Below are 25,589 nucleotides of genomic sequence, written 5' to 3'. Positions count from 1 at the left end.
GCATCGCGAACTGCACAGCACCGCCGACGGCAGAAACAACGACAGACGCAGAGTCAACGGAGCTAGTTTCAGGCTCGAACCAATCAGGACCGCACGCCGCAACCGCACCGCGACGACCGGGTGGGGGCTTTCTCCGTCTCGGTTTCCCCGTCGTTTTGGCTGTCGCGGTCCCTGCAGTCGCCGTAACGGTGTGCAGCGACCAACCCGGAGCGGTCTGAACTCCCGACACTCGTTACCGAAGTTTTATTCGGCTTCCTGAGAGAATCCGAAACGAGATGGGTGGCGAGGCACGCGGCGAGTACCTGACGACCGGGGAGTTCGAGCGCCTCCGACGGCGAACCGAGACCTACCGCGAGGACCTCGTGGTGACGTTGGCCGGGCGCGTCGGTCTCCGAGCGTCCGAAATCACGCGGATTCGGCCCGCCGACCTCCGCGAGCGAGAGCGCGCCGGGCGAGTCCACTTCCTGCTCACCGTGCCCGAGGGCGACGGCGACACCCGCGAGGCGTACGTCCCGCCGGAAATCGCACACGACATCCGGAAGTTCGCCACCGTCAACGACGTGGACCGCCACGACCCCGTGGTGGACGTGTCCGCCCGGCGCGTCCAGATGCTGGTCGGCGACGTGGCCGACCGGACCGCCGACCTGCGGGACGTGACCTGCCGTGACCTCCGCCAGCACTTCGCGCGGCGACTCCTCGCCGAGAAAGGGGTCTCCCCGCGGGTCGTGCAGACCGTCGGCGGGTGGTCGAGTCTCCAGAGCCTCGCGCCGTACCTCGACGAACCAACCACCGGCGAGGTCCTCGACGCCTTCGCCGACCGCTCGTCGCCGGACCGATACCGCGCCGACCCGCCGCGAAACGACGCCCGCCCGTCCACCGCGAGAACGTCTCTCTCCGCCGACGCGAGAAGCGATGACCTCTCTCGCGCGGGCGCGTTAGGCGAGGCGCTCGCGGACGCGTCCACGAGCGAGGACGTGGAACGGGCGACCTGCGACTGCCTCGCCGACACGTACCGCGCGGTCTGGATTTGCGACGGCCGCGGCGAGACGCGGGCCAGCGCCGCCCCCGAACGCACCGACGACGTTCCCGGCGAAGTCCTCGCCGCCGCGGACCTGCCCGACGACTTCCACGAGGTGACGGTGGTAAGCGCGCCGACCGGTGGCGCGCTGTCGGGATGTTCGGTCGCAGTCGCGCCGCTTCGGTCGAGCGAGACGGTCCACGGCCTACTCTGCGTGGCCGACGACGCCTTCGGGTCGGCCGACCGGACCCTGCTCGCGGATGCGGGCCGTCGCGTCGGTCGGACGCTCACGGCCATCGCGCGCAAGCAGTTGCTCTTGGCCGACACCGGGGTCGCCCTCTCGCTTCGCACCACCGACCCCGGCGTGTTCCTCGTCGCGGCCTCTTCGGACCTCGGGTGCCAGTTCGAACTCGAAGGCGTCGTCCCGGTCGAAGACCACTCACTGCTCTACTTCGTCACGGCGACCGGGGCCGCGGTCGGCGACGTTCTCGAACGGGTCTCCGGTGCGGACGCCGTGGACGAGGCCCGACTCATTCGCGACTACGGCGACGGCGCGCTCTTGGAGTTCGCCGTCTCGGGCGAGTCCATCGCGCCGATGCTGGTCGAACGCGGCGGCACGGTCCGGGAACTCTCGGTGGAGGGCGGTGTCGCCCACGTCTCGGGCGTCTTCTCACAGCGCGTGGACGTTCGGCAGGTCGTGGAAGCGGTCGAAGACGCGTTCCCCGGACGAACCTACGCTCGAAGCGCGAAGTCGAGGAACCGGTCCGGAGCGCCGCCAGCGTCCAGCAGACGGTCCACGACCGCATCACCGAGCGCCAGCGGGCCGTCCTCCGGGCGGCCTACCTCGCGGGGTACTTCGAGTGGCCCCGCGGGAGTACCGCCGAGGAACTCGCCGCCTCGATGGGCGTCTCGTCGCCGACGCTCCACAACCACCTCCGGAAGGCCCAACAGAAGGTGTTAGACGCCGTGTTCGACGACCCGGACCACCGGGTCGTGAACGACGAACAACACTAACTGTCTAGCGTCGCGGACGAGTTCGAGTCGGTGAACCGTCGCCGAAACGTCGGAAAAATTTACCAATCCGTCCGAGAGCGCCTGAAACCAACTATTTTCCGGGCTTGGGATAGTTAGTTCCCCCACTTATATAGTAGTGATTGGACTGTGAACGTGGCTCATGCAGGAAGAACAAGACGTTGAACTCGAAGCCCGACTCGAAGACCAAGAGCGATTCGAGCCACCCGAATCGTTCGTCGAAGGCGCGAACGTCTCCGACGAGTCCGTCTACGAGACGTTCGAGGAGGAGTGGCCCGAGTGCTGGGAGCAGGCCGCGGACCTGCTCGATTGGAACGAGGAGTACGACACGGTGCTGGACGACTCGAACCCGCCGTTCTACGAGTGGTTCACCGGTGGCGAACTCAACGCCTCGGCGAACTGCCTAGACCGGCATCTGGACGAGCGCGGCGACGAGGCCGCAATCGAGTGGGTCGGCGAGCCGACCGACGAGGAGAACCGGACCTACACCTACGAACAGCTCCACCGCGAGGTCAACGAGTTCGCGGCGGCGCTCCGCGAGATGGGCGTCGGCGAGGACGACGTGGTGACGATGTACATGCCGATGGTACCGGAGCTACCCATCGCCATGCTCGCGTGCGCTCGCATCGGCGCACCTCACTCGGTCGTCTTCGCTGGCTTCTCCGCGGACGCCCTCGCAACCCGGATGAACGCCGCCGACTCGGAGTACCTCGTGACCTGCGACGGCTACTACCGGCGCGGCGACCCCCTCGAACACAAGGCCAAGGCCGACGAGGGTCTGGAAGGCGTCGAACACGAGGTCAGCGACGTGGTTGTCGTGGACCGACTCGGCGAGGCTTACGACCACCCGATGGGCGAGAGCCACCACGGGTACGCCGACCTCGTGGCCGAACAGGAAGGCGCGGAAGTCGAACCGGTGTCGCGTGACGCCGAGGATATGCTGTTCCTGATGTACACGTCGGGGACCACGGGACAACCCAAGGGCGTCAAGCACACGACGGGCGGGTATCTGGCGTGGACTGCGTGGACCTCCCAAGCGGTACTGGACGTGAAACCCGAGGACACGTACTTTTGCTCGGCGGACATCGGGTGGATTACCGGCCACTCCTACATCGTCTACGGTCCCCTCGCCTTGGGGACGACCACGATGATGTACGAGGGCACGCCCGACCACCCCGAGCGCGACCGACTCTGGGAGATTATCGAGGAGTACGAGGCCGACCAACTCTACACCGCGCCGACCGCGATTCGGGCGTTCATGAAGTGGGGGACCGAGTATCCCGACCAGCACGACCTGTCGAGTCTGCGCCTGTTAGGGACGGTCGGCGAACCCATCAACCCGCGGGCGTGGAAGTGGTACTACAAGCACATCGGCGACGAGTCCTGTCCCATCGTGGACACGTGGTGGCAGACCGAGACCGGCGGCATGATGGTCACTACCCTCCCCGGCGTGAAAGACATGAAACCCGGAAGTGCGGGACCGCCCCTGCCGGGCCTCGACGTGCAGGTCATCGACCCGGACGGCGAGGAAGTCGAGGCCGGACGAGCCGGACACCTCACGGTCCAGAAGCCGTGGCCGGGGATGCTCCGGACGCTGTACAACAACGACGAGCGATACATTCAGGAGTACTGGGCGGAGTACTCGGACACCGATTCGGACGACCCCGACGACTGGGTGTACTTCCCCGAAGACGGCGCGAAGATAGACGAGGACGGCTACATCACGGTCCTCGGACGGGTGGACGACGTACTCAACGTCTCGGGCCACCGCCTCGGCACCATGGAAATCGAATCGGCCATCGTCGGCGTCGAAGGCGTGGCAGAGGCCGCAGTCGTCGGCGGCGACCACGACGTGAAAGGCGAGGCGGTCTACGCCTACGTCATCACCGAGGACGGCTACGAGGGCGACGACGAGATGCGCGACCGGATTATCGAGGGCGTCGAGGACGCCATCGGTCCCATCGCTCGGCCCGAGGCGGTCGTGTTCACCCCCGAACTCCCCAAGACTCGCTCGGGCAAAATCATGCGCCGCCTGCTCGAGGACATCGCCAACGACGAGGACCTCGGCGACACCTCCACGCTCCGGAATCCCGACGTGGTTAGCGAGATAGAGGCGAAGGTACGCGACGACTGAGAACTCCCTCGCTTTTCGACGGTCGAAACGAATCCGGACGAGACGCGAACCGAAATACGTGGCAGACAAACACACACGGAAATCTATGTCAGATAATAACTCACGGAAGACAGACAATCCCTCACGAAACCGAGAACCGAATCCGGAGATCGAGACCGACGGCGGGGTAGCGACCGGTCGCCAGACCGCCGACACCGACTACCTCGACGCGCGGGTCAACATCTTCAAGCCCTCGACTCCGTTCATGCGCGACCACCTCCGCATCGTCTGGACGATGTTCGCGGCGTGGGCCGTGTTCGTCTTCGGACCGGTGACGGCGACGTACCTCGCCACCGACTTCATGACGAGTACGACGATGCTGGGCTTTCCACTCCACTACCTCCTGACCGCGATGGGCGCGCCGACGGGCGCGCTCCTCCTCTCGCTGGTCTACGCGCGAAAGCGCGACCAGTTGGACGAGAAGTACGGCATCGACCACTCGTCGGGACGCGCGGAACCGGAGGCCGCCGCGACTGACGGAGGGACCGACAAATGATGTTCACACCACTAGACCTCCTGCCGGACGCGCTCAACGCCTCGTTCAAGCTGATTCCGGCGGTCATGGTCTCCGGAATGCTGTTGCTGTTCCTCGGCATCGGCTACGCCTTCCGCGTGGCCGACACCGAGGACCTGTGGGTCGCTGGTCGGTCCATCGGGAACATCGAGAACGGGATGGCCATCGGTGCCAACTGGATGTCCGCGGCGTCGTACCTCGGCATGGCCGCGCTCATCGCCCTCTCGGGCTACTACGGACTCGCGTTCGTGGTCGGGTGGTCCACGGGCTACTTCATCCTGCTCATCTTCCTCGCGGCCCAGATGCGCCGGTTCGGGAAGTACACCGCGCCCGACTTCGTGGGCGACCGGTTCGACTCCGACACGGCGAGGGCAATCGCCGCGTTGACGACCATCCTCATCGGGTTCGTCTACTCGGTGGGGCAGGCCCGCGGGATGGGTCTGGTCGGCATCTACGTCTTCGGCGGCGACTACGCCACCATGGTCATCCTGTTGATGGCCATCACGGTCGGCTATCTGGCGCTGTCGGGGATGCTCGGGGCGACCAAGAACATGGCGGTCCAGTACGTCATCCTCATCGTGGCGTTCCTCGCGGGCCTCTACGCCGTCGGGTGGACGCAGGGCTACTCCACGTTCCTCCCGCAGGTCGAGTACGGCGCGCTGTTGAGCCAACTCAACACCGAGTTCACCGAACCGTTCTCGACGGGCGGGTTCTACCTCTGGATTGCGACGGCGTTCTCGCTCATCGTCGGCACCTGCGGACTTCCCCACGTGCTGGTGCGGTTCTACACGGTCGAGAGCGAGCGGACCGCCCGGTGGTCCACCGTCTGGGGTCTGTTCTTCATCTGTCTGCTCTACCTGAGCGCCCCGGCGTTCGCCGCGTTCGGCACCGACCTCTACGCGAAGAACGTCGGCGACGTGTACGGCGCGAGCGGAATGAGCGGCGCGGAGGGCGACGTTATCGTCGTGCTGGCCTCGCAACTGGCGAACCTGCCGACGTGGTTCGTCGGACTCGTCGCGGCGGGCGGCATCGCCGCGGCGATTGCGACGACCGCGGGCCTGTTCATCGCGGCGTCCTCGGCGGCGGCACACGACATCTACACGAGCATCATCAACGAGGACGCGACCCAGCGCCAGCAACTCATCATCGGCCGCGCGACCATCATCGTGCTGGGCGCAATCGTGACCGTGACCGCGCTCAACCCGCCCGCGCTGGTCGGCGAGTTGGTCGCGCTGGCGTTCTCGCTGGCGGGTCTCGTGCTGTTCCCGATGTTCTTCCTCGGTCTCTGGTGGGAGAACGCCAACCGACAGGGCGCGCTGGCCGGGATGACGACGGGACTGCTCATCTGGCTCGGCGCGGTGTTCAACGAGCTCATCTTCGCTACCGACGCCGGTCCGGTCGTGCAGGTCTACGCCGACCTGTTCCCGGCGGTCGGTGCCGCACTCCTCGGGACGCCAATCGTCTTCGCCGTCACCATCGGCGTCTCGCTGGTGACCGACGAACCGTCCGAGCGCATCAAGCGCATCGTCCGGCAGTGTCACAGCCCCGAACCGATGGGCCAACAGCAGAGCGCCGAAGACGTGGTTTCGACCGACGGCGGTCTGACGAACGAAGAGAGTCAGACCTCGTCAGACTTCGCGTCTGACGGCAGTCACGTGCAGGGGGACGACTGAGATGTACGAGCGCATCCTCATCCCCACCGACGGGAGCGACACCGCGGCTCAGGCCGTCGGCGAGGCGCTGGAAATCGCCGAGAAGTTCGACGCCGAAGTCCATACGCTCTACGTCGTGGACACCGACGCCGCGGAGTTGAGCCTCGGCACCGAGCAGGTAGAGCGCATCCGACAGGGCCGGTTCGGCGAGATGGACGAACTCGAAGCCCGCGCCCGCGACGCGACCGGAGACGTTGCCGAACGGGGCCGTGAGCGCGGACTCGAAGTCGAGGAACACTTCCGTGGCGGCCGACCCCACAAGGTCATCGCCGACTTCGCCGAGGACCGCGACATGGATTTGGTAGTCATGGGAAGCCACGGCAGGTCCGGCGTCTCTCGGATACTCCTCGGGAGCGTCACCGAGCGCGTCCTGCGTTCGACTCACCGGTCGGTGCTAGTCGTGGACGAACGGGAGGCCGAATCGTGAACGTCGCCGCGGTCCGCGAAGAGGTCCGTAACCACGTCCGCGAACACCGGTCGGGCATGGTCACGGACTTCGTGTTCGCCGTCGTCTGGGTCGCCGTCGTCTCGGTGCTGTTCGACGTGCTACAGGGACCGACGTGGGCCTACCACCTCGCGCTGGCCGGGGGCGTCGTCGCCTACTTCGGCTTCTTCGCGTCGCTGGAGGCGGCCCGCGAAGAAGCGTGACGGCGGCGAGTCGGCCGTAATCGAGCGTGCTTTAGCATCGTTTTCGTTTCCTTCACAATGCTGTAGATTGCCTAAATGCATCTATAGATTACCCTAACGCGGACGCGCCCGTCAGCGCAGTGCGCTGACGGGCGCGTGCAGGCCGTCGGCGGCGCGCCGGTCGGCACAAGCGACGCAGAACGCCCGAAGGCAACGCGGCGTCGTTTCCAACGACGCCGCGTCGTCACTCTACGTCGTCCGGGAGGCGGTCTAACCACGTGAATCGCGTGAGACAGTCGAGCAACGTCGGGAGGGCCAACGGCGCGTAGTCTATCAACTCGACCGAGACGTTGACCCGGCGCTCGTCGGGGTTGACGAACGGGAACCGGTCGGGCCAGTTGTTGTGGTGGTGGCCGTGGAGGACCCACCCGCGCCAGTTGGCCGGGGCGTCGTCGGGGTCGTGGACGCAGTAGAACGGGACGCCCTCGTACTCGAACTGGTAGGTCTCGCGTATCTCTACTCCGTCGAGCGTGGGCATCACCCACTCGTCGTGGTCTCCGAGGACGAACTGAATCGTCCCGTCGAGGCGTTCGACCCACGTCGAGAACGCGCCGAAGTCGTTGGCCATCGTCAGGTCGCCGAGGAAGACCACTTCGTCGTCTTCGCCGACGGCGGCGTTCCAGTTCGCCACCAGCGCCTCGTTCATCTGCTCCACCGAGTCGTAGGGTCGGTCGCAGTAGTCGATGATGTTGCCGTGGTCGAAGTGGGTGTCGGAGACGACGAACTGCATAGCCCCGCTTCCGGCCGGGCGAAGTATAACCTGCCGGTCGGCCGGAGGGTGAGACCGGTCGCGGCGTCGTTGCGAGTCGGCGGCGCGACGGAACCAACAGCAGATTGAAAGGGTCGTGCCGTCTCGTTGGGGGTGATGAGGACTGGCACCGTCGCACTGCGACCGACCGAGACCACCGGCGTCCGACCATGAGCGACCGAATCACCCGTCTCGACGACGCGACCGTCCGCAAAATCGCGGCCGGAGAGGTCGTAGAGCGCCCGGCCTCGGTCGTGAAGGAACTGGTCGAGAACAGCTTAGACGCCGACGCCGACCGCATCGACGTGACCGTCGAGAACGGCGGCACCGAGCGCATCGCGGTCAGCGACGACGGCATCGGCATGAGCGAGGACGACGTGCGCGCCGCGGTCCGGGAACACACCACCAGCAAAATCGAGGACGCCGCGGACCTCCAAGCGGGCGTGACGACGCTGGGCTTTCGCGGCGAGGCGCTCCACACCATCGGCGCGGTGGCCCGGACGACCATCACCACGAAACCCCGCGGCGGCGACAGGGGGACCGAACTCCGGATGGAGGGCGGCGAAGTCGAGTCAGTGGGTCCCGCGGGGTGCCCGGAGGGGACGACGGTCGAAGTCACGGACCTGTTCTACAACACCCCCGCGCGCCGGAAGTACCTCAAGACGACGACCACCGAGTTCTCGCACGTCAACACGGTCGTCACCCGGTACGCGCTGGCAAACCCCGACGTGGCCGTCTCGCTGACTCACGACGGCCGCGAGGTGTTCGCCACGACCGGCCGCGGGGACCTCCAGTCCGCGCTCCTTTCGGTGTACGGCCGGGAAGTCGCCACCGCGATGATTCCAGTCGAAGGCGAGAGTGACGGCGCGGTGTCGGTCTCGGGATACGTCAGCGACCCCGAGACCACCCGAAGCACCCGAGAGTACGTTTCGACCTACGTTAACGGCCGGTACGTGAGTTCGCCTGTCGTCCGGGATGCCGTCCTCTCAGCCTACGGCGGGCAACTCTCGGCGGAACGCTACCCCTTCGCGGTCCTGTTCCTCGACGTGGCCCCCGACGAGGTGGACGTGAACGTCCACCCCCGGAAGATGGAGTGTCGGTGGTCCGACGAGTCCGCGGTGAAAGAGGCAGTCGGGACCGAAGTCGAGGACGCTCTGCTCGACCACGGACTCGTCCGGTCGTCGGCCCCGCGAGGGCGGAGCGCACCCGACGAGACCAGCGTCGAACCCGAGCGCGAGCGGCGAGAAACCCAGTCGAGACTCGTGGACGAGGACGACGGCGACCGAGAGCAGTCCACGCTGGACGCCGCCGAGCGAGGAGACTCGGGTTCGGTGACGCCAGACGATACCGCGACCACCGACGCGGCCCGTGATACCACCGACGAGTCGTCCGCTCGCCCGCGAACGCGTTCGCGGGCGAGCGGCCCCGAGCGCGAGCGTGGGGTCGCGGCCGAGCGCACGTCTGCGAGCGCAGGCGCAGACGAGCGTGGGGACGCAGAACCGCGAGCGGACGAGCGCGGACGGGCGAGCGACCCCGAGCAGACGAGCGAGCGCGAGCGAGCGAACGCGGACGGACGCGCCGCGGACACGAGCGAAGTCGAGACGACCGCCAGCGCGACCACCGACGACGCAAGTGCGACCGACTCCCACGACGAGTCGAGTGCGGAGTCGGCCGCCGGACCGACCGGTCCGGCGGCCGACCGAAAGTTCTCGGCCCCCACCGAGTCCGAGACCTTGGCAGGAGGAACCACCGCCGACCCCGACTTCGAGACCCTTCCCCGGATGCGGATTCTCGGCCAACTGCAGGACACCTACGTCGTGGCCGAGACGCCCGAGGGACTCGTCCTCGTGGACCAGCACGCCGCCGACGAGCGAGTCAACTACGAGCGACTGCGGGCGGAGTTCGAGGACGACGCGACCACGCAGATGCTCGCTCAACCCGTCGAACTCGAACTCACGGCGGGCGAAGCGGCCGTCTTCGAGGAGTACCGCGAGGCACTGGAGCGACTGGGGTTCCGGGCCGAGCGAGCGGAAGGCGGGGACGGCAAACGAGACGACCCGGCGGCCGACCGCCGGGTCGTCGTCCGGACCGCCCCGACCGTACTGGACGAGACGCTCGACCCCGCGCTCCTCCGGGACGCGCTGGGCGAGTTCGTCTCCACCGACCCCGACGACCGGGGAGACACCGTGGAGGCCGTCGCCGACGACCTGCTCGCGGACCTCGCGTGCTACCCCTCCATCACGGGCAACACTTCGCTCCGGGAGGGGTCGGTCGTGGAACTTCTGTCGGCGCTGGACGACTGCGAGAACCCCTACGCCTGCCCGCACGGTCGGCCCGTGATAATCGAGTTCGGCGAGGGCGAAATCGAGGACAGATTCGAGCGCGACTATCCGGGCCACGCGGGACGGCGCGGAGAGTAGGAAAACAGAGTTTTCTGAGGGAAACTATTTTTGCTTTGCCACGTGAAGTACGGGTAAGAGCCACGACGATGACCAACCAGAACCCATCGTCTTCCCCACCGTGGGAAGGCGACGTGAACGAAACCGCAGTTGAAGAGTGGGTCGAGGAGACAACGCCATTCGAGCGCGTCAAAGACATTCTCGACACCACGACCGAACCACAGTTCGCAAAGGAAATCGCCGAGCGCGCACAGGTTAGCGAACCGACCGCACGCAAACACCTCTCGACGTTCGCGGAGGTCGGCCGAGCGGAGGCGGTGCCAGCAGAACAGGGCACGCAGTACAAGCGGTCTGCCCAGAGTGTTGCGATGAGTCGAATCGCCGCGATTCACCGCGAATATTCCAAGCAGGAGCTGACCCATTCCATCCAGCGCCTGCGAGACAAAATCGCCTCGCTTCGAAACGAGTACGGCGCAAACGACCCCGACGACCTCGCCTACGAACTCGAGTCTAGTGACGAGGGATGGCAAGCCGTCGCGCGCTGGCGAACCCTCGAAGAGAACCTCGACGTGGCGAAAGCCGCCCTCTCGCTCTACGACTTCGACCCGGACGACGGGGCGGCCCCGCAAGCGAAGGCGGCACCACACGCAGAAACGGCCGAGTCGAAAGAACGGACGAAAGGCGCATTCGCCGAACGGGGCTCTGGAGTGGACGCATAGATTAAAATACATGCTCCCCAGAGATGATTTAGACGGCGAACTCGGACCACCAGATGTAGTTGCGATGGAGCAAATTTGCGAGGTTTTTCTGAGCCTCGACGGACTAGTGGACGAGTCGAAGACTGGACTGAACGACCTTCTCAATCCACAGGAACTCCACGTTCATCTCGAAGACGGAATCGGAGACGCATCGTGGGCGCGATTCGACGTGACGTGGTATCGGAGTGGTTGCTACAGTTTTCACCACGTCGATTCGGAGACCGTGAACTTTCGCTGGGACTGTCATCCGAAGGAGAGTGCGCCAAAACGTCACTTCCATCCAGCACCGAACGCACCGTCGAAGGACGCCGAAGCGTCCTGTATTCGGGTAGAAGAGCCGAAGACCGTAGCCCGTGCAGTTCACAAACTTTGGCGGCGTGCCTACGACTCGAACACACCGACGAACCTCAACGTCGCCGAAAACCCACCGTAACCGATTAGGCCCGGTCCTGCGCCGCTTCGATAGCCTGCGCCAAGTCGGCGATGATGTCCTCAACGTCTTCGATGCCGACCGACAGGCGCACGAGGTCCGGGGTCGTCCCGCTGGCCAGTTGCTCTTCCTCTGTGAGTTGCTGGTGGGTCGTGCTGGCGGGATGGATGACCAAGGTCTTGGCGTCCCCGACGTTGGCGAGCAGACTGGCGAGTTCGGTCTCCTCGGTGACGGCGCGTCCGGCTTCGTAGCCACCCTCCAAGCCGAAGGTTATCATGCCGCCGTAGCCCCCGTCGAGGTACTTCGTGGCGTTCTCGTGGGTCTCGTGGCTCTCCAATCCGGGGTAGTTGACCCACGCCACGTCGTCGTGGTCTTCGAGGAACTCGGCGACTTCCAGCGCGTTCTCGGCGTGGCGTTCGACCCGGAGGGGCATCGACTCCAGTTTCTGGAGCGTGACCCACGCGTCGAACGGCGACTGCTGGTTGCCCAAGTCGCGGAGACCACGGGCGCGGGCGGCGTAGGCGAACGCGGCGTCACCGAAGGTCTCCCGGAAGTTGATACCGTGGTAGGCCGGGTTCTCGTCGGCGATTTCGGGGTAGTCACCGTCCTCCCACGGGAAAGTTCCGGCGTCTACGAGCGCCCCGCCGATGGTCGAACCGCTCCCGTGGAGCCACTTCGTGGTGGAGTGCCACACGAGGTCCGCGCCGTGGTCGATGGGGTTGCAGAGGTATGGCGTGGCGAAGGTGTTGTCCACGAACAGGGGCACGTCGTGGTCGTGGGCGATGTCGGCGATGCGCTGGATGTCGGGGGTGACGAGCGCGGGGTTGCCGATGGTTTCGAGGTGGACGAACGCGGTGTCGTCGTCTATCGCCTCGTCGTAGGCGTCGTAGTCGAGGGTGTCCACGAACGTCGCTTCGACGCCGCGGCGCGGGGCGGTGTGGGTGAAGTAGGTGTAGGTGCCGCCGTAGAGCGACGACGCCGTGACCACGTTGTCGCCGACCGAAGCCAGCATGAACGTGGCGAGGTCGAGCGCGGCCATGCCGCTCGACGTGGCCAGCGCCGCGACCCCGCCTTCGAGGGTGGCGAGTCGCTCTTCGAGGGTGGCGTTGGTCGGGTTGGTGAGTCTGCTGTAGATGTTGCCCTCCTCTTCGAGGGCGAACAGCGAGGCGGCGTGTTCGGCGTCGTCGAACACGTACGAACTCGTCTGGTAGATTGGCGGTGCGCGCGACCCGGTGGCGGGGTCGGGGTCTTGGCCCGCGTGAACGCTGTCGGTGTGGATGCCGCTGTCGGCGGAGTCGTCGGAGTCGGTCATGCTCGTTTCCGACGATGCGGGCCACGGGCTTAGGGTCGGCGGATAGGTGCAACTTCTGCTCGGCGGCCGCGATTCCGGCAATTTCTACTCGCGGAGGGCGTCCCGGAGCGCCGGAAGCGTCTCGGTCACGTCCGCGCGGAACACGTAGTCCGCCCGCGAGTCCAGCGGCGTCTCGTCCAGATTGACCACGACGAGAGTCGCGCCGCGGTCGGCGGCCTCGGCGGGGAGCGAGGCGGCGGGTTCGACCGTAAGCGACGACCCGGCGACCAGAAACACGTCGCTGTCGGCCGCGAGTCGGCGGGCGCGGGCGAGCGCATCACGGGGGAGTTGCTCGCCGAACAGCACGGCGTCGGGTTTGAGCGCGCCGTCGCAGACATCGCACCGCGGGGGCAGGTCGCCCGACTCGGCGCGTTCTCGGGCGTCGTCGGCGTCAGTCGTCCACCCGCAGTTCCGGCAGACGGCACGGCGGGCGTTACCGTGGAGTTCGATAAGCCCGCCCGAATCGGCGGAGACGCCGCCTCGGGCGGCGTCTCCGCGGGCGTCCTCGCGGTCGGCGAGGGCGGCCGCCTCCTCGTGCAGGCCGTCGATGTTCTGGGTGACGATGGCGTCGAGTCGGCCCGCAGTGGCGAGGTCCGCGAGCGCGCGGTGGGCGGCGTTGGGTTCGAGGTCGGCGTCGAGGAGGTCCGCGCGGAGTTCGAGCCAGTCGGTCCAGAACTCGCCGGGTTCCCGGCGGAAGCGCCACACGTCGAAGGCGTCGGGGTCGTACTCCGACCAGATGCCGTCCTCGCCGCGAAACGGCGGGACGCCGGAGGGCGCGCTGACTCCCGCGCCGGTCAGCGCGAGGGCGGCGTCTGCCTCGCGGAGTTCGCGGGCGGCGGCCTCGATTCGGTCCATGTCCGGAGGGTGGCGTCGGGTGGACAAAAACTACCCGACAGCGCGGGAGATCATCACGGCTTCCCGATAGTTGGCGGCCGCGAGCAGGCCGAGTCCGGCGAGCAGGACGGCCGCTTCGCGCCGCGAGAGGGTCCAGTCGCGCGGCGAGCGCACGCGCTCGAACTCCTCGCGCCACCGGGGACCGGACCGCTGGTGCCACACCATCACGCCGCGGGTGGCGACGGCCACGGCGACGTAGGCGGTGAGTTCGTAGACGCCGCTCCGACCGAGGGCCACGGAGAGCGACGGCGCGAACCGGCCGGTTTCGACGGCGAGCGAACCGGTCGCCCACACCAGCGCGCCCCGCACCCAGTGGACCGCGACGACGAGGTAGCCCAGCGGCGTCCGGACCGACCGGAAGGCGTTGGCGGCGACGACGAGGACGCAGACGCCGAGGTTCCACGCGAAGATGGTCAGGAACTCGGCCCGGACCGACCCGGCGTACTCGGGGAGCGCGCTCGCGGCGCTCGACCCGCGGAGCAGGCCCGCCGGGAGCAGGTAGTAGCCGAGGTACCACGCCGCGACGAAGAGCGCGGCGCAGACCGTCCAGAGCGCCGCGAACCGGACCGCGGGGTCGTCGTGGTTGACCCACGCGCCGAGCGCGCGCCGCCAGCGCGCGCCCGACTCGGCGGAGGTTTCGCTGGACATCGGACCGCTACCGACGGCAAGCAGGGGTAAAAAGGTGGAGGCGGAGGTGACGAAGGCGGCGAGAACGCGCCCGACCGACCGACAGAACGCGCTCGGCCGACCAACCGACAGGACGCGCCCGACCGACCAACCGACGGGAGGGATAAAGGGGCCGCCCGCTCGCGTTCACTTCAGTCGTCTCAGTGACCCCTATCGTCAAGGGAACGCGAGCGAAGCGAGCGTGACCGCCGACGATATGTCACTGAGCGACCGCGAGCGGGCGGGGGCTTTCGAGGAAGAAATCACGGTTCCATCGTCTGCGGTGCTGTCGCGGCGGTGCAGAGACTTCCGAGAAGACGCAACGACTCCGGCGACAGCATCGACCACGGAGACCACAGCAACAACACCGACAACACCGACCACAGCAACAACACCGACAACACCGACCGCAGAAACAGCACGAACGACGAGTCCGAGCGTATCAGCGACCCAAGATTTATCCCGCGAGTCGCGGAAGACCGACCGTGAACGTCCTCGACGGCGCGATGGCGGTCCTCGCCGCGCTCTTGGCGCTCAAGGCGGCCGAAATCCTCGTGGTCTTCGGTCGCCGCCTCGTCCGGTAGACGACGGAATAATGAGTCGAGAGCAACGTTCGTAGCCTTTAGAGAAACAAATTTCGTTGTTTGAGAAAGGTCTGCAGTTCCGAGATTACGAAAGCTATCCGCGACCGAGTAAATTATGCCCCGCGCCCCCGACAGGCGAGGTATGACCGACCTCGTGACCTTCGGCGAGACGATGCTCCGACTCTCGCCGCCCGACGGCGAGCGACTGGAGACCACCGACGACCTCGAATTTCGTGCCGCGGGCGCGGAGAGCAACGTGGCGGTCGCGGCCGCGCGCCTCGGCGCGGACGCGGCGTGGACCTCGAAACTCCCCGACTCGCCGCTCGGACGGCGCGTGGTGTCGGGACTCCGGCGGCACGGCGTCGAGACCGACGTGGTGTGGACCGACGAGGGCCGACAGGGGACCTACTACCTCGAACACGGCGGCAAGCCCCGCGGGTCGAGCGTCATCTACGACCGCGAGGGCGCGGCGGTCACGACCGCCGAGACCGACGAGTTGCCCGTCGCTCGCGTCCGCGAGGCCGAGGCGTTCCACACCTCCGGCATCACGCCCGCGCTCTCCGAAACGCTGGAAGCGACCACCGCGGACCTGCTCGCGGCGGCCAGAAAAGCGGGGACGAAGACCTCCTTCGACGTGAACTACCGGTCGAAGCTCTGGAGTCCCGAGGAGGCCCGCGAGACCCTCGAATCGCTGTTTCCGGACGTTGACCTCCTGTTGGTCGCCGAGCGAGACGCCCGCGACGTACTCGCGCGCGAGGGCGACCCGGAGGACATCGCCGCGGGCCTCGCCGACGAGTTCGACTTCGAGACGGTCGTCGTCACCCGCGGCGAGGAGGGCGCGCTGGCGCTCCACGACGGCGAGACCTACGAGCAACCCGCCATCGAGACCGACACCTTAGACCCCATCGGAACCGGGGACGCCTTCCTCGGGGCGTTCCTCTCGCGGAGACTCGCGGGCGAGGACGTGCCGACCGCGCTCGAATACGGCTCTGCGACCGCCGCGCTCAAGCGCACGATTCCCGGCGACGTGGCGGTAGTGACCCGTGAGGAAGTCGAGTCCGTGCTGGCCGAGGAAGGCGGCGAGATTTCGCGGTGACGGTGAAAGCTATCGCGCGACTTCCACGAAGCCAGAAGACGTATTACCGACTGCTGGCTCACGGCCGACCGTCATGAAGCGATTCGCAATCGCCGTGCTGATACTCGTCGTCACCGCGGGTATCGCCCCCTCTACCGCCGCGGTCGGTGCCAAATCCTCCGCCGCGGTCGGTGCCGACTCCCGCGGAGTCGGCACCGACGCCGCCGTGGTCGGGACGGACTCCGCCGCCGCGAGACAGGCGTCCGGGAAGGCTTACGCCGGAACGTACGTCTCGTTCGACGCCGGGAGTCGCGCCGTGGCCGACTACGCGGTCCGCGGCGAGACGATGCTCGACGCCGTGCGAGTCGAGTCGAAGAAGTCGGTCGAGAGCGGCGGTCTCGTGGACATCGGAACCTCGCTGTCGGCCGTGACCGAAATCGAGGGCGCTGGCCTGACCGTCGGCGCGACGACCGACACCGAGGCCCGCGTCAGCACCGAGACCGGCGCGACCCTCACCGCCCACGACAACGGCCGCGGCGTCCTCGTGGTCGCCGCGGGCGACCAGTCGGAGTACGTCGTCGCGGACCTCGCGGCGGGCGCGAACGCCTCGGCGGAGGCCGACGCGCAGGTGGAAGTCACCACCGGAAACGGCACCGAGGGTACCTTCCTCGTCGTCGGCGAGGGCAACGTCAGCGTCAACGACGAGGGCGACGTGAGCGCCCGACTCGGCGGCGACGGCCGCCTCGTCTTCCGAGCGTACCCCGACGGGAAGGACGACGGCGACGAGAAGCGCGAAGAACTGCTCGCCGACGGCAAAGCGCGGGCGGAAGCCTACGTGATGGTCCAGAGCGGCGAAACCGTCGTGGACGCCGTGAGCTACGGCGAGAACACCACGGTCGAGACCGTACGGACCGCCGCGGGGTCGGTCACGCTCGCGGTGAACCGGACGACTCACGAGGGGACCGTCCTCCTCGCCAGCGTCTCCGGGCGCGCCCTGAACGCGAGCGAGGGCCTCGAAGTCACCGTAGACGGCGAGGCCGCCGCCGAAGCGCGGACTTACACCCAACTCCGGAGCGCGCTCGGGAGCGAAAAGTCCCGCTACGCGGTCGAGAGCGACGGAACCGGGTCGGCAGACGCCAGCGCCGACGTACTGGTCGCGGTCAACCACTTCTCCGAGCGCAGGATTTCGATGCAGTCCGAATCGGCGCGCGAGACGACGACTGCCGAGACGACCGAGGACCGGCGGACGACCGAGGATCGGCGGACGACCGGTGACGAGCAGACGACCGGCGAGCGAACCACCCGCGAGTCGGACGGAGAGACGAGCGCCACGACCGTCGTGGACGACGAGACGGACAACGGCGCGGACATCCCCGGATTTACGCCCGTGACGGCGGTCGTGGCGGTAGTCGCCGCGGGCTTGCTAGCGCGGCGGCGGTAGTCAGAACCGCTCTCTTCTTCCGGCCGTGCGTGCCGCGGGCCGAACCCCTAAACCCTCCGGGCGTCGTCAGTGTGGATATGACAACTCACGTCGTTATCATCGGCGCGTACGGGAGCGCCGGAGTCGCGGTCGCACAGAAGTTAGCCGACGAAAAAGACGTGACGCTCACGCTAATCGACGACGGCGAACCCGGCGGCGGACTCTGCATCTTGAAGGGGTGTATGCCCTCGAAAGAGATTCTGTCGGCCGGAGAACACCGATTTCAGGCGCGACACGACCACCGAATCGAGGGCGTTCCCGACGTGGACCTCGAATCCGTCGTGGCGACCAAAGACGACCACATCGGGAACTTCGCGGAACACCGCCGCGCCGCGGTCCGGGAGTTGGCCGACCGCGAGAACGTCGAGTTCGTCCACCGGACCGCCCGATTCGTGGACGACCACACCGTCGCGGTCGGCGACCGGGAAATCGAGGCCGACTACGTGGTCGTCGCCACCGGGTCGTCGGTCAACGTCCCGGACCTGAACGGGATGGACGAGGTGGACTACACGACCAGCGCGGACGTGTTGGACGCGACCGAATTCCCCGACTCGGGCGTCGTGATGGGGTTTGGCTACGTCGGACTGGAGATGGTCCCCTACCTCTCGGAGGCGGCCGAGATGGACCTCACGGTCATCGAACACGACGACTACCCGCTGGACGAGGCCGACGAGGAGTTTCGGGCGGCGATGCTGGACATCTACCGCGAGGAGTTCGACGTGGACGTGCTGACCGACACCTACGAGCAGTCGGTCGAACCCACCGACGACGGCGGCGTGCGCCTCCACGTCGAACGCGGGGGGAGCGACGGACGGCGCGAGACCGTCGAGGCCGACGAACTCTTCCTGTTCACGGGCCGCAGGCCGACCGTGGACGGTCTCGGACTGGAGAACACCCCGCTGGAACCCGAACACGGATGGGTGGGCGACACGATGCAGGCCCGCGACGACGACCGAATCTTCGTGGCTGGCGACGCCAACGGCCACGAACCCATCCTCCACGTCGCCAAAGAGCAGGGCTTTCTGACGGCCGAGAACGTCCTGCGACACCGCGAGGGCGAGCAGTTGAAGCCCTACCGGAACACCCACCACCACGTCATCTTCTCGGGTCTCGGCGTCTACCCGTTCGCGCGGGTCGGGACCTCCGAGGAGGTGCTGGCGGCCGAGGACCGCGACTACGTGGCGGTCACGCGCGAGGCCAGCGACGACGGCGTGTTCGCGACTAAGGCGGTCCCGCGCGGACTGGCGAAACTCGTCGTGGACGCCGACGACGGGACGGTCCTCGGCTATCAGGGTCTCCACTACCACGCCGACGCGATGGCGAAGACGATGCAGGTAATCGTGGAGACGGGGATGGACGTACGCGAGGTTCCCGACCGGGCGTACCACCCGACGACGCCCGAAATTCTGGACGGTCTGGTTCGAGAGGCGAGCGAGCGACTGGACTAAGCGTACTTTTCGGGGGTCGCCTCGAAGGTGTCGCGGTGTTCCTCGCTACAGAAGACGTACGTCTCGCCCTCGTACTCGACCTGCGCCACCGCGAACTCCTCGTCGCGGTAGTCGGTCTCCTCTAGGCTGTCGGTCTCCACGTCCGCGCCGCAGACAGCGCACTGGGCCATCGACGGCGATACGCGGGCGAGCGCGGAAAGAATTGGGGCCGTAAGCGACTCGCGGGCGAGCGAGAGGAACAGGAAAACAATTGTATGACCGTTATAGAGGCATCTCTAACAAATGTCGAGTTAGTTCCACCGCCTACACTCCCCGGCGCGCGCTGACTCTCACGTTCGACCCGGCGCGTGGGGGCGCGGCCGCGAAGCGTGCCGCGCCTGTCCGCGCGAGGTCGTCGGCGTTGTGCGCCGACTGCTCGGCAGACGCGGGTTGTCTGCCGGTATCTTCCGGAACGAAGTGACCGAAATCCTCGAAGGGGACGAGTGAGGGAGTCGGTTGGGGAGGACGTGGCCGTCGCGGTGCGGGGCGGTGCGGTCCTGATTGGTTTCGGCCTGAAGCTAGCTCTGTCGGTCCTTCGTTTCTGACCCGAAACAGCGATTCCTGTCTCCTCCCTCCGACTGAGATAGCGACTCTCGTCTTTCGCCTCCGACCCCCGTCACGCTAACCGCAAACCGCGTCCGACAAGAAACGAACAACCGACACCGACCCGAGAGAACCGCTAGCTCCGGCGCTTGCGCACCACACCGACGAGACCCACGACGGCGACGGCAAAGCCGAGGATTCCGGCGACTTTGCGCTTCGCGCCGCCGCTCTCGTCGCCGCCGATTTCCGGCTCTGGGCCGTGTTCGTACTCGCCTTCGCCCTCGAACTCGTCGAGGTCGGCTTGTTCGGTGTCGCCGCGGTTCGTGAGTTTCCAGACGAGGAGACCGACCCCGGCCACCACCGCGAGCAAGGCGAGGAGTTTGGCCTTGCCGCCGCTGGAGGGTTCAGTCGCGCCGGAATTCTCGGGGGACTCGCCGCTTTTCGCGGTCGTCTCGCCGGGGTACTGGTACTCTTCGAGGAGTGCTGGTTTTTCGAGATTTATCTCCAGAATTGCCATGTAGGTTACTTCGTCGCTCGAATACGAATAGATTGCGGCTACGCTACTTTTCGGGGTCGCCGTTCTTCGGGAGTCGCTGTTCTTCTGGGGTCGCGGCGACTATCGGCGTCGGAGACGAGAACGACGGACTCGAAGAAACGAACGGGAGGCTGAAACGAACAGGAGAGCTAGCTTCAGGCTTGAACCAATCAGGACCGCACCGCCCCGCACCGCCACCGCGGGCCTCACGCCTCCCCACCCTCGCGGCCGCCTGAACGCGGCCGCTCCCTCGCGCGGGGGCGCGACCCGCAAGCGGTCGCGCGCGCCGGGTCGAACAGTGAGAGTCAGCGCGCGGAAGTCCAAGTGAGAGTCAGCGCGGTGAGAGTCAGCACGAGGAAGTTCAGTTACTCCGCCAATCCGTGGGCAAGAAAGCTTAAATGGTCAGTGTGAGTTAGCCGAACGTACCCGAGTACCATGCCGACGCCGACTGGAGATTACGACCTACGCGAACTGCGTCGTCTCGCGGACCCGAACCGGGAAACTCCCGAGGAGTTCGACGACGGCGAGGCCCTGCCAGCGCCGCCCGACGAGGTGTTGCGCCACACCGAGCGCAACGAACTCGTCCAACTCCAGAGCCAGTTTTCTGCCGCGGGCGCGCTCCCCGAGCGACCGTACCTCGACCGCCTCCCCGACCAGTACAGCACCGAAGTCGTCGTCTTCGAGTGGTTGGACTTCCTCATCAACAAGGCCGGGTTCGAGAACACCGGCAACGCCCTCCAGTACTACGAGGAGGTCGGCTGGATTACCGAACGCGTCCGCGAGGAACTCCGGGAGTACATGCGCGGGTTCTCCGAAGTCGAGAGTTTCGACCCCGACAAGCCCGGCCCGGCGGCCCTCGACGTGGACGACCACGTGCTGAGTCTAGTGTACATCGCGCGCCTCGCGTCGGTGTAGCTACGTCGGCGACCAGTCGAGTCGCGCGTTTCGCTTCCGGAGGTACTCCGGTGACGGGCCGCCGTCGCCGAACCGAATCCGCTCGCCGTCGCTGTCCGCCAGCGTCCGGCGAAGGATGTCGCTTTTCGTCTCGAATGCGGGGTTCACCCGCAACCGATAGTCCGCGTCGAAGGTGAACAGGCCGCGGTCGAACGCGGCGTGGTGGGTCTTGTCGAGCGCCAACACGTTGTCGAACGCCGCACGGAGGTCGGCGAACTCACTCCACGGGAGGACGTGGGCCACGTCGAGCAGTCCGGCACAGTCAACGCCCGAGACGGGACACTGGTCGTCGTACCGTCCGAGGACTGCCTCCCGGAACTCGGGATGAACCCGTCTGCCGGTCGCGGTCGTCTCGTACTCGGTCGCGGTGTAAGTCGGTCCGTCGTCGGTCCGCGAGGCGTCGGGCGCACCGACGCCCGACGGCGACGGGACGAAATCCGTGTCGAGCGAGAGGACGCGGTAGGTCCCCGCCGAGAGGAACGCGATTTCACCCGCGTCGCGAAGTTGCTGTAGCGTCCGACTCAGCGACTGGCCGTGGGTGTTCGACGCCGGAAACTCGGCTTCGAGGCGCTCACGAGACTGGTCTAGCAGGTCCTGCCGTTCGACTACTGCCAGTCCGGTCTGCTCGCGGTAGCGTGCTAGCTCCTCGCGGACGACTTCGCGCCAGCGCGACATCTCGCGTCGGGAGACGAACCGACTGCTAGTAGATCTTTCGCTCGAACGCGACGCGGTAGCCCGGGAACTTCGAGGCGTGGGACTATTTACTCGTGAGCACCTATGACGGACAACAGGTGTCGAACGTAGGGAATGAAGGGCCACAACGAAGAGCCATCGGGAGGCGACCGAGACTCGCCGAGTACTCCCGACTTCGGCGACGACTTCTTCGAGCAGATGGTGGCGGAGGCCGACGACGCGATACTCACGGCCGACGCCGACGGAACTATCGTCTACGCGAACGCCGCCGTCGAGGAGTTGCTCGGCTACGCGCCGTCGGAGGTCCGCGGCCGACAGTTCGGCGAATTCGTCCCGGACCGACTCCGGGACAGGTACGACGGATGGTTCGACCGCTACGCCGACGGTGACGCCGGGACCCCCCTCGACGACGGGAGCTACGAGGTGACGTGGCTGGCCGCCGACGGCGAGGAGATTCGCCTCTCGGTGTCGGGCGTCGTCCACGAGAGCGACGGCCGAGAGTGGTTCACCGGGTTCGTCCGGGAGGTCCGCGGCTCGGACGCGTCGGCCGAGCGACTCCGCGAGGAGGAGGCGCTCATCGAGGAGATGTTCGACACCAGTCCGGTTGCCTTCGCGGTGCGGGACGCCGACGGCGAACTCCTGCGGGCGAACGAGCGTGCGGCCGAACTGGTCGGCGTCGGGTCCGACCAACTCACCTCCGACACCGAAGACGAGTGGACCGTCTACGACACGTCGGGCGAGCGACTGCCGAGAGACGAGTATCCGGTCAGTCAGGTCTTCGAGACGGGTGAACACGTCTACAACGAGGAGGTGGTGGTCGAACAACCGGGCGGCAAGCGCGTCCACCTCTCGGTCAGCGCGGCCCCGATTTGCGACGGCGATGAAGTTGAGAGAGTCGTCAGCGCCGCCGAGGACATCACCGAACTGAAAGAGACCCAGTTCGACCTAGAACGCCGACGCGAGGAACTCGAAACCGAACTCTCGGAGGTGTTCAGCCGAATCGCCGACGCGTTCTTCGCGCTGAACGACGACTGGGAGTTCACCTACGTCAACGACGAAGCCGAAGACCTCTTGCTCCGCAGGGAAGAGGACCTTCTCGGCGAGAACGTCTGGGACGTGTTCACCGAGGCCGAGGGGACGCGGTTCCAGCGCGAGTACGAGCGAGCGATGGAGAGCCAAGAGGCCGTCTCGTTCGTGGAGTACTACCCGCCGCTCTCGACGTGGTTCGAGGTCCGAGCCTACCCCTCCGAGACGGGACTGTCGGTCTACTTCCGGGACGTGACCGAGCGAAAGGAGCGCGAGCAGGAACTCGAACGCTACGAGACCATCGTGGAGACCGTCGAGGACGGCATCTACATCCTCGACGACGACATGAAGTTCTCGATGGTGAACTCGGCGCTGTGCGAGATGACCGGGTTCGACCGCGAGGAACTCCTCGGCGAGTCGGCGTGGGAGTTCGTAGAGAACGACGACGAGGTTCGGGACGTGATAGCCGAGAACACCGACGAGATGGTGGCGGGCGACCGGACCTCCGCGACGGTGGAGATAGACGCCGCGACCGCCGAGGGCGGGACGTTCCCGGCGCAGGTGCTGTTCGTCGTCCGGGACACCGGTGACGGTCTCGAACACGTCGGTATCGTCCGTGACGTGACCGAGCAGAAACACCGCGAGGAGGAACTCCACAATCGCGTCACCCAACAGCAGGTACTCTCGGAGTTCTCCCAGCACGCCCTCGAAGACCGACCGCTCGACGACCTGATGGACGAGGCGGTCGAACTCGTCGCTGAGACGCTCGGGCAGGAGTACAGCAAGGTGTTGAAGCTCCGACCTGACGAGGAAGACCTGTTGCTTCGGGCGGGGTACGGGTGGGACCGAGACGCCGTCGGGTCGGCGACCGTAGACACCGAAACCGGGTCGCAGGCTGGCTACACCCTCATGTCGAAAGAGCCAATCGTCGTCCGGGACTACCGGAACGAAGACCGATTCTCGTACCCCGACCTGTTGGCCTCGCAGAACCTCGTCAGCGGCGTCAGCACCATCATCGGGTCACCCGGAGACCCGTGGGGGATTCTCGAAACCCACACGACCGAGCGGCGGGGGTACGCCGACTACGACGTGCAGTTCGTCCAGAGCATCGCTCACATCCTCTCGACGGCTATCCGGCGTCGGGAACGCGAGCGGGAACTCGAACGCTACGAGACCATCATCGAGACCGTAGACGACGGAGTGTACGCGCTTGACTCCGACGAGCGATTCGTGATGGTCAACGAGGCGTTCTGTCAGATGACGGGCTACGACCGCGAACAACTGCTCGGCGAACCTGCCTCGGTCGTCCACAGCGAGGCGATTAGCGAAACCGCCGCGGAGATGAGCGAGAGTGCGGCCGGGGACAGCGACAGCGCAGTGCTGGAACTCGAACTCCGCACCGCCGACGGCGACACCATCCCGGTCGAGAGTCGGTTCGGCCCGTATCGGTACGGCGAGACGCGATTCGCCCGGACCGGGGTCGTCCGCGACATCACCCAACGCAGGTGGTTCGAACAGACGTTGACCGCCCTCCACGAGTCGAGTCGGGAACTCCTCCAACTCGAAACACAGTCGGCGGTGTGCGAGTCGGTCCTCCGGACCGCGACCGACGTTCTCGGCATCGAGGGCGCGGGAATCTACGTGTGGGACGACGACGAGTCGAACCTCGTCCCGGCCGCCCACACCGAGTACGTCGCTGGCATCTTCGACGACCTGCCGGAGTTCGGTCCCGGCGACACGTCCATCACGTGGCGGGCGTTCGCCGACAGGCGGACTATCGCACTTGACGACGTTCGGGAGACCAATCTCGCGTACAGCGACGACACGCCGCTCCGAAGCGGTATCTGGATTCCGCTCGGCGACCACGGCGTCCTCGCGGTGGTCTCGGAGGAAGTCGGCGGATTCGGGTCCGACGAGAAGCAACTCGCCGACCTGCTGGCCGCCACCGCGGAGGCCGCACTCGACCGGGTGGAGCGCGAGCGAGAACGCCGCCAGCACGAGCGCAGACTACAAGAGCAGAACGAGCGACTCGACGCCTTCGCCAGCATGCTGGCCCACGAACTCCGGAACCCGCTGGAGATAGCCCAAATCTACCTCGACATGGGCATCGAGAACGCGGTCGGCGGCGGCGACGACGGGTCGGCGCTACGGGAGGTCGAGCGCGCCCTAGACCGCATCGAGGAGATGATAGAGACCCTGCTGGTCGTCACCCGGCGCGGCGGGTCGGTGGACACGACCGAACCCGTGGCGCTCGGCGAGGTGGCCCGCAAGTGGTGGGCGGACCTCGACCCCGACGGGACGCTGACGGTCGAGACTCACCGCGAGATTCTGGGCGACCCCTCTCGCCTGCGCCAACTACTTGAGAACCTCTACCGGAACGCCGTGGAACACGGGTCGGCGGATAGCCCGTCGGACGCCGACGATTCGGCCGAACGCGACGGTCCCGGCGTCGCGGTCCGAGTCGGGGACCTCGAAGACGGCTTCTACGTCGAGGACGACGGGCCGGGAATCCCCGAAGGCGAGCGCGAGCAAATCTTCGAACCGGGCTACTCGACCAGCAACGTCGGCATCGGGTTCGGACTCGCAGTGGTCGAGCAGTTGGTGGACGCCCACGGGTGGGACGTGACCGTCACCGAGAGCGAGTCGGGCGGCGCGCGCTTCGAGTTCACGGGCGTCGAGACGCCCGACGAGTGAAGTATCGGTCGCTTTCGGAACGAGCCACGTTTCCTAAACAATTATATTCCTCCTTTAGAGCAATATTTGTAATTGCCCATCCGCGAACGGCGGCGCGAAGTGCGCCGCCGTTCGCGTCCCGCGCCCGACGAGTCAC

Annotated in this window: 22 protein-coding genes and 1 pseudogene; 16 read left to right on the top strand and 7 right to left on the bottom strand. The window is 66.6% G+C overall.

Annotated elements, in window-relative coordinates:
- Positions 1–275: 275 nt before the first annotated feature.
- From P2T60_RS17435 to P2T60_RS17405, 7 genes and pseudogenes are all read left to right on the top strand, one after another.
- Positions 276–1,700: pseudogene (locus P2T60_RS17435) on the top strand (bacterio-opsin activator domain-containing protein); the annotation flags it as partial.
- A 122-nt stretch (positions 1,701–1,822) separates the two neighbouring features.
- Positions 1,823–2,032 carry a helix-turn-helix domain-containing protein gene (locus tag P2T60_RS17430; RefSeq protein ID WP_276282230.1) on the top strand — a complete coding sequence of 70 codons (210 nt, stop codon included), beginning with the start codon at positions 1,823–1,825 and terminating at the stop codon, positions 2,030–2,032.
- Between the two features lie 160 nt (positions 2,033–2,192).
- Positions 2,193–4,184, top strand: coding sequence for an acetate--CoA ligase (acs, locus tag P2T60_RS17425; RefSeq protein WP_276280503.1), 1,992 nt, complete (start codon positions 2,193–2,195; stop codon positions 4,182–4,184).
- Positions 4,185–4,269: 85 nt separating this feature from the next.
- Positions 4,270–4,719 carry a DUF4212 domain-containing protein gene (locus tag P2T60_RS17420; protein ID WP_276280502.1) on the top strand — a complete coding sequence of 150 codons (450 nt, stop codon included), beginning with the start codon at positions 4,270–4,272 and terminating at the stop codon, positions 4,717–4,719.
- Positions 4,716–6,410, top strand: coding sequence for a VC_2705 family sodium/solute symporter (locus P2T60_RS17415; protein ID WP_420028688.1), 1,695 nt, complete (start codon positions 4,716–4,718; stop codon positions 6,408–6,410). The genes P2T60_RS17420 and P2T60_RS17415 overlap by 4 nt, the downstream gene beginning before the upstream one ends.
- Position 6,411: 1 nt before the next feature.
- The gene (locus P2T60_RS17410) at positions 6,412–6,876 is read left to right on the top strand and encodes a universal stress protein (RefSeq protein ID WP_276280501.1); all 465 of its coding nucleotides are present in this window, start codon (positions 6,412–6,414) and stop codon (positions 6,874–6,876) included.
- Complete coding sequence (locus P2T60_RS17405; protein ID WP_276282246.1) at positions 6,873–7,097, top strand: DUF8119 family protein; 225 nt, start codon at positions 6,873–6,875, stop codon at positions 7,095–7,097. The genes P2T60_RS17410 and P2T60_RS17405 overlap by 4 nt, the downstream gene beginning before the upstream one ends.
- Before the next feature lie 223 nt (positions 7,098–7,320).
- Here P2T60_RS17405 and P2T60_RS17400 read toward each other — a convergent pair whose 3' ends face one another.
- Positions 7,321–7,866: a metallophosphoesterase gene (locus tag P2T60_RS17400; RefSeq protein WP_276280500.1), complete on the bottom strand. Its 546-nt coding sequence runs from the start codon at positions 7,864–7,866 to the stop codon at positions 7,321–7,323.
- A 188-nt stretch (positions 7,867–8,054) separates the two neighbouring features.
- Here P2T60_RS17400 and mutL point away from each other — a divergent pair, with 188 nt between their 5' ends.
- The 3 genes from mutL to P2T60_RS21985 all read left to right on the top strand — a co-directional run bounded on the left by mutL (position 8,055) and on the right by P2T60_RS21985 (position 11,474).
- Positions 8,055–10,304, top strand: a complete 2,250-nt coding sequence (mutL, locus tag P2T60_RS17395) for a DNA mismatch repair endonuclease MutL (protein ID WP_276280499.1) — start codon at positions 8,055–8,057, stop codon at positions 10,302–10,304.
- Between the two features lie 68 nt (positions 10,305–10,372).
- Positions 10,373–11,002, top strand: a complete 630-nt coding sequence (locus tag P2T60_RS17390; RefSeq protein WP_276280498.1) for a DUF7342 family protein — start codon at positions 10,373–10,375, stop codon at positions 11,000–11,002.
- Between the two features lie 10 nt (positions 11,003–11,012).
- Positions 11,013–11,474, top strand: coding sequence for a toxin-antitoxin system TumE family protein (locus P2T60_RS21985; RefSeq protein WP_474201129.1), 462 nt, complete (start codon positions 11,013–11,015; stop codon positions 11,472–11,474).
- Positions 11,475–11,478: 4 nt separating this feature from the next.
- Here P2T60_RS21985 and P2T60_RS17385 read toward each other — a convergent pair whose 3' ends face one another.
- The 3 genes from P2T60_RS17385 to P2T60_RS17375 all read right to left on the bottom strand — a co-directional run bounded on the left by P2T60_RS17385 (position 11,479) and on the right by P2T60_RS17375 (position 14,364).
- Positions 11,479–12,783: an O-acetylhomoserine aminocarboxypropyltransferase/cysteine synthase family protein gene (locus P2T60_RS17385; protein WP_276280497.1), complete on the bottom strand. Its 1,305-nt coding sequence runs from the start codon at positions 12,781–12,783 to the stop codon at positions 11,479–11,481.
- An 84-nt stretch (positions 12,784–12,867) separates the two neighbouring features.
- Entirely contained in the window at positions 12,868–13,677 is an 810-nt protein-coding gene (locus P2T60_RS17380) for an SIR2 family NAD-dependent protein deacylase (RefSeq protein ID WP_276280496.1), read from the bottom strand.
- A gap of 30 nt (positions 13,678–13,707) precedes the next feature.
- Positions 13,708–14,364 carry a hypothetical protein gene (locus P2T60_RS17375; protein ID WP_276280495.1) on the bottom strand — a complete coding sequence of 219 codons (657 nt, stop codon included), beginning with the start codon at positions 14,362–14,364 and terminating at the stop codon, positions 13,708–13,710.
- 315 nt (positions 14,365–14,679) lie between these two features.
- On the opposite strand from P2T60_RS17375, the gene P2T60_RS17370 reads away from it, so the two are divergent.
- The 4 genes from P2T60_RS17370 (at position 14,680) to P2T60_RS17355 (ending at position 18,969) form a co-directional block, all read left to right on the top strand.
- Positions 14,680–14,871, top strand: coding sequence for a hypothetical protein (locus P2T60_RS17370; RefSeq protein WP_276280494.1), 192 nt, complete (start codon positions 14,680–14,682; stop codon positions 14,869–14,871).
- A 237-nt stretch (positions 14,872–15,108) separates the two neighbouring features.
- Positions 15,109–16,062, top strand: coding sequence for a bifunctional 2-dehydro-3-deoxygluconokinase/2-dehydro-3-deoxygalactonokinase (kdgK1, locus tag P2T60_RS17365; RefSeq protein ID WP_276280493.1), 954 nt, complete (start codon positions 15,109–15,111; stop codon positions 16,060–16,062).
- A 73-nt stretch (positions 16,063–16,135) separates the two neighbouring features.
- Complete coding sequence (locus P2T60_RS17360; RefSeq protein ID WP_276280492.1) at positions 16,136–17,482, top strand: PGF-CTERM sorting domain-containing protein; 1,347 nt, start codon at positions 16,136–16,138, stop codon at positions 17,480–17,482.
- 77 nt (positions 17,483–17,559) lie between these two features.
- On the top strand, positions 17,560–18,969 hold the full coding sequence (locus tag P2T60_RS17355; protein WP_276280491.1) for a dihydrolipoyl dehydrogenase family protein: 1,410 nt from the start codon (positions 17,560–17,562) through the stop codon (positions 18,967–18,969).
- On the opposite strand, the gene P2T60_RS17350 is transcribed toward P2T60_RS17355, so the two are convergent.
- Entirely contained in the window at positions 18,966–19,139 is a 174-nt protein-coding gene (locus P2T60_RS17350) for a YHS domain-containing protein (protein WP_276280490.1), read from the bottom strand. The genes P2T60_RS17355 and P2T60_RS17350 overlap by 4 nt on opposite strands.
- A gap of 548 nt (positions 19,140–19,687) precedes the next feature.
- A complete protein-coding gene (locus P2T60_RS17345; protein ID WP_276280489.1) occupies positions 19,688–20,068 on the bottom strand; it encodes a hypothetical protein in 381 nt (126 codons plus the stop codon).
- Positions 20,069–20,521: 453 nt separating this feature from the next.
- Between P2T60_RS17345 and P2T60_RS17340 the strand changes: the two genes are divergently transcribed.
- On the top strand, positions 20,522–21,001 hold the full coding sequence (locus P2T60_RS17340) for a FlaD/FlaE family flagellar protein (protein ID WP_276280488.1): 480 nt from the start codon (positions 20,522–20,524) through the stop codon (positions 20,999–21,001).
- Here P2T60_RS17340 and P2T60_RS17335 read toward each other — a convergent pair whose 3' ends face one another.
- Entirely contained in the window at positions 21,002–21,715 is a 714-nt protein-coding gene (locus P2T60_RS17335; protein ID WP_276280487.1) for an HNH endonuclease, read from the bottom strand.
- Positions 21,716–21,847: 132 nt separating this feature from the next.
- Between P2T60_RS17335 and P2T60_RS17330 the strand changes: the two genes are divergently transcribed.
- Entirely contained in the window at positions 21,848–25,453 is a 3,606-nt protein-coding gene (locus P2T60_RS17330; protein WP_276280486.1) for a PAS domain S-box protein, read from the top strand.
- Positions 25,454–25,589: the final 136 nt, after the last annotated feature.

Origin of the sequence: Halorussus caseinilyticus, from assembly GCF_029338395.1 — an archaeon.
In the GTDB taxonomy this organism is placed as follows: Archaea; Halobacteriota; Halobacteria; order Halobacteriales; family Haladaptataceae; genus Halorussus; species Halorussus caseinilyticus.
This window is presented reverse-complemented; position numbering and strand designations above follow the sequence as displayed.

Bases quoted from the DNA above. Each gene is read 5' to 3' on its own strand.
- acs (WP_276280503.1), top strand. From the start codon at position 2,193: ATGCAGGAAGAACAAGACGTTGAACTCGAAGCCCGACTCGAAGACCAA.
- P2T60_RS17420 (WP_276280502.1), top strand. From the start codon at position 4,270: ATGTCAGATAATAACTCACGGAAGACAGACAATCCCTCACGAAACCGA.
- P2T60_RS17415 (WP_420028688.1), top strand. From the start codon at position 4,716: ATGATGTTCACACCACTAGACCTCCTGCCGGACGCGCTCAACGCCTCG.
- P2T60_RS17410 (WP_276280501.1), top strand. From the start codon at position 6,412: ATGTACGAGCGCATCCTCATCCCCACCGACGGGAGCGACACCGCGGCT.
- P2T60_RS17400 (WP_276280500.1), bottom strand. From the start codon at position 7,866: ATGCAGTTCGTCGTCTCCGACACCCACTTCGACCACGGCAACATCATC.
- mutL (WP_276280499.1), top strand. From the start codon at position 8,055: ATGAGCGACCGAATCACCCGTCTCGACGACGCGACCGTCCGCAAAATC.
- P2T60_RS17390 (WP_276280498.1), top strand. From the start codon at position 10,373: ATGACCAACCAGAACCCATCGTCTTCCCCACCGTGGGAAGGCGACGTG.
- P2T60_RS21985 (WP_474201129.1), top strand. From the start codon at position 11,013: ATGCTCCCCAGAGATGATTTAGACGGCGAACTCGGACCACCAGATGTA.
- P2T60_RS17385 (WP_276280497.1), bottom strand. From the start codon at position 12,783: ATGACCGACTCCGACGACTCCGCCGACAGCGGCATCCACACCGACAGC.
- P2T60_RS17380 (WP_276280496.1), bottom strand. From the start codon at position 13,677: ATGGACCGAATCGAGGCCGCCGCCCGCGAACTCCGCGAGGCAGACGCC.
- P2T60_RS17375 (WP_276280495.1), bottom strand. From the start codon at position 14,364: ATGTCCAGCGAAACCTCCGCCGAGTCGGGCGCGCGCTGGCGGCGCGCG.
- kdgK1 (WP_276280493.1), top strand. From the start codon at position 15,109: ATGACCGACCTCGTGACCTTCGGCGAGACGATGCTCCGACTCTCGCCG.
- P2T60_RS17360 (WP_276280492.1), top strand. From the start codon at position 16,136: ATGAAGCGATTCGCAATCGCCGTGCTGATACTCGTCGTCACCGCGGGT.
- P2T60_RS17355 (WP_276280491.1), top strand. From the start codon at position 17,560: ATGACAACTCACGTCGTTATCATCGGCGCGTACGGGAGCGCCGGAGTC.
- P2T60_RS17350 (WP_276280490.1), bottom strand. From the start codon at position 19,139: ATGGCCCAGTGCGCTGTCTGCGGCGCGGACGTGGAGACCGACAGCCTA.
- P2T60_RS17345 (WP_276280489.1), bottom strand. From the start codon at position 20,068: ATGGCAATTCTGGAGATAAATCTCGAAAAACCAGCACTCCTCGAAGAG.
- P2T60_RS17340 (WP_276280488.1), top strand. From the start codon at position 20,522: ATGCCGACGCCGACTGGAGATTACGACCTACGCGAACTGCGTCGTCTC.
- P2T60_RS17335 (WP_276280487.1), bottom strand. From the start codon at position 21,715: ATGTCGCGCTGGCGCGAAGTCGTCCGCGAGGAGCTAGCACGCTACCGC.
- P2T60_RS17330 (WP_276280486.1), top strand. From the start codon at position 21,848: ATGAAGGGCCACAACGAAGAGCCATCGGGAGGCGACCGAGACTCGCCG.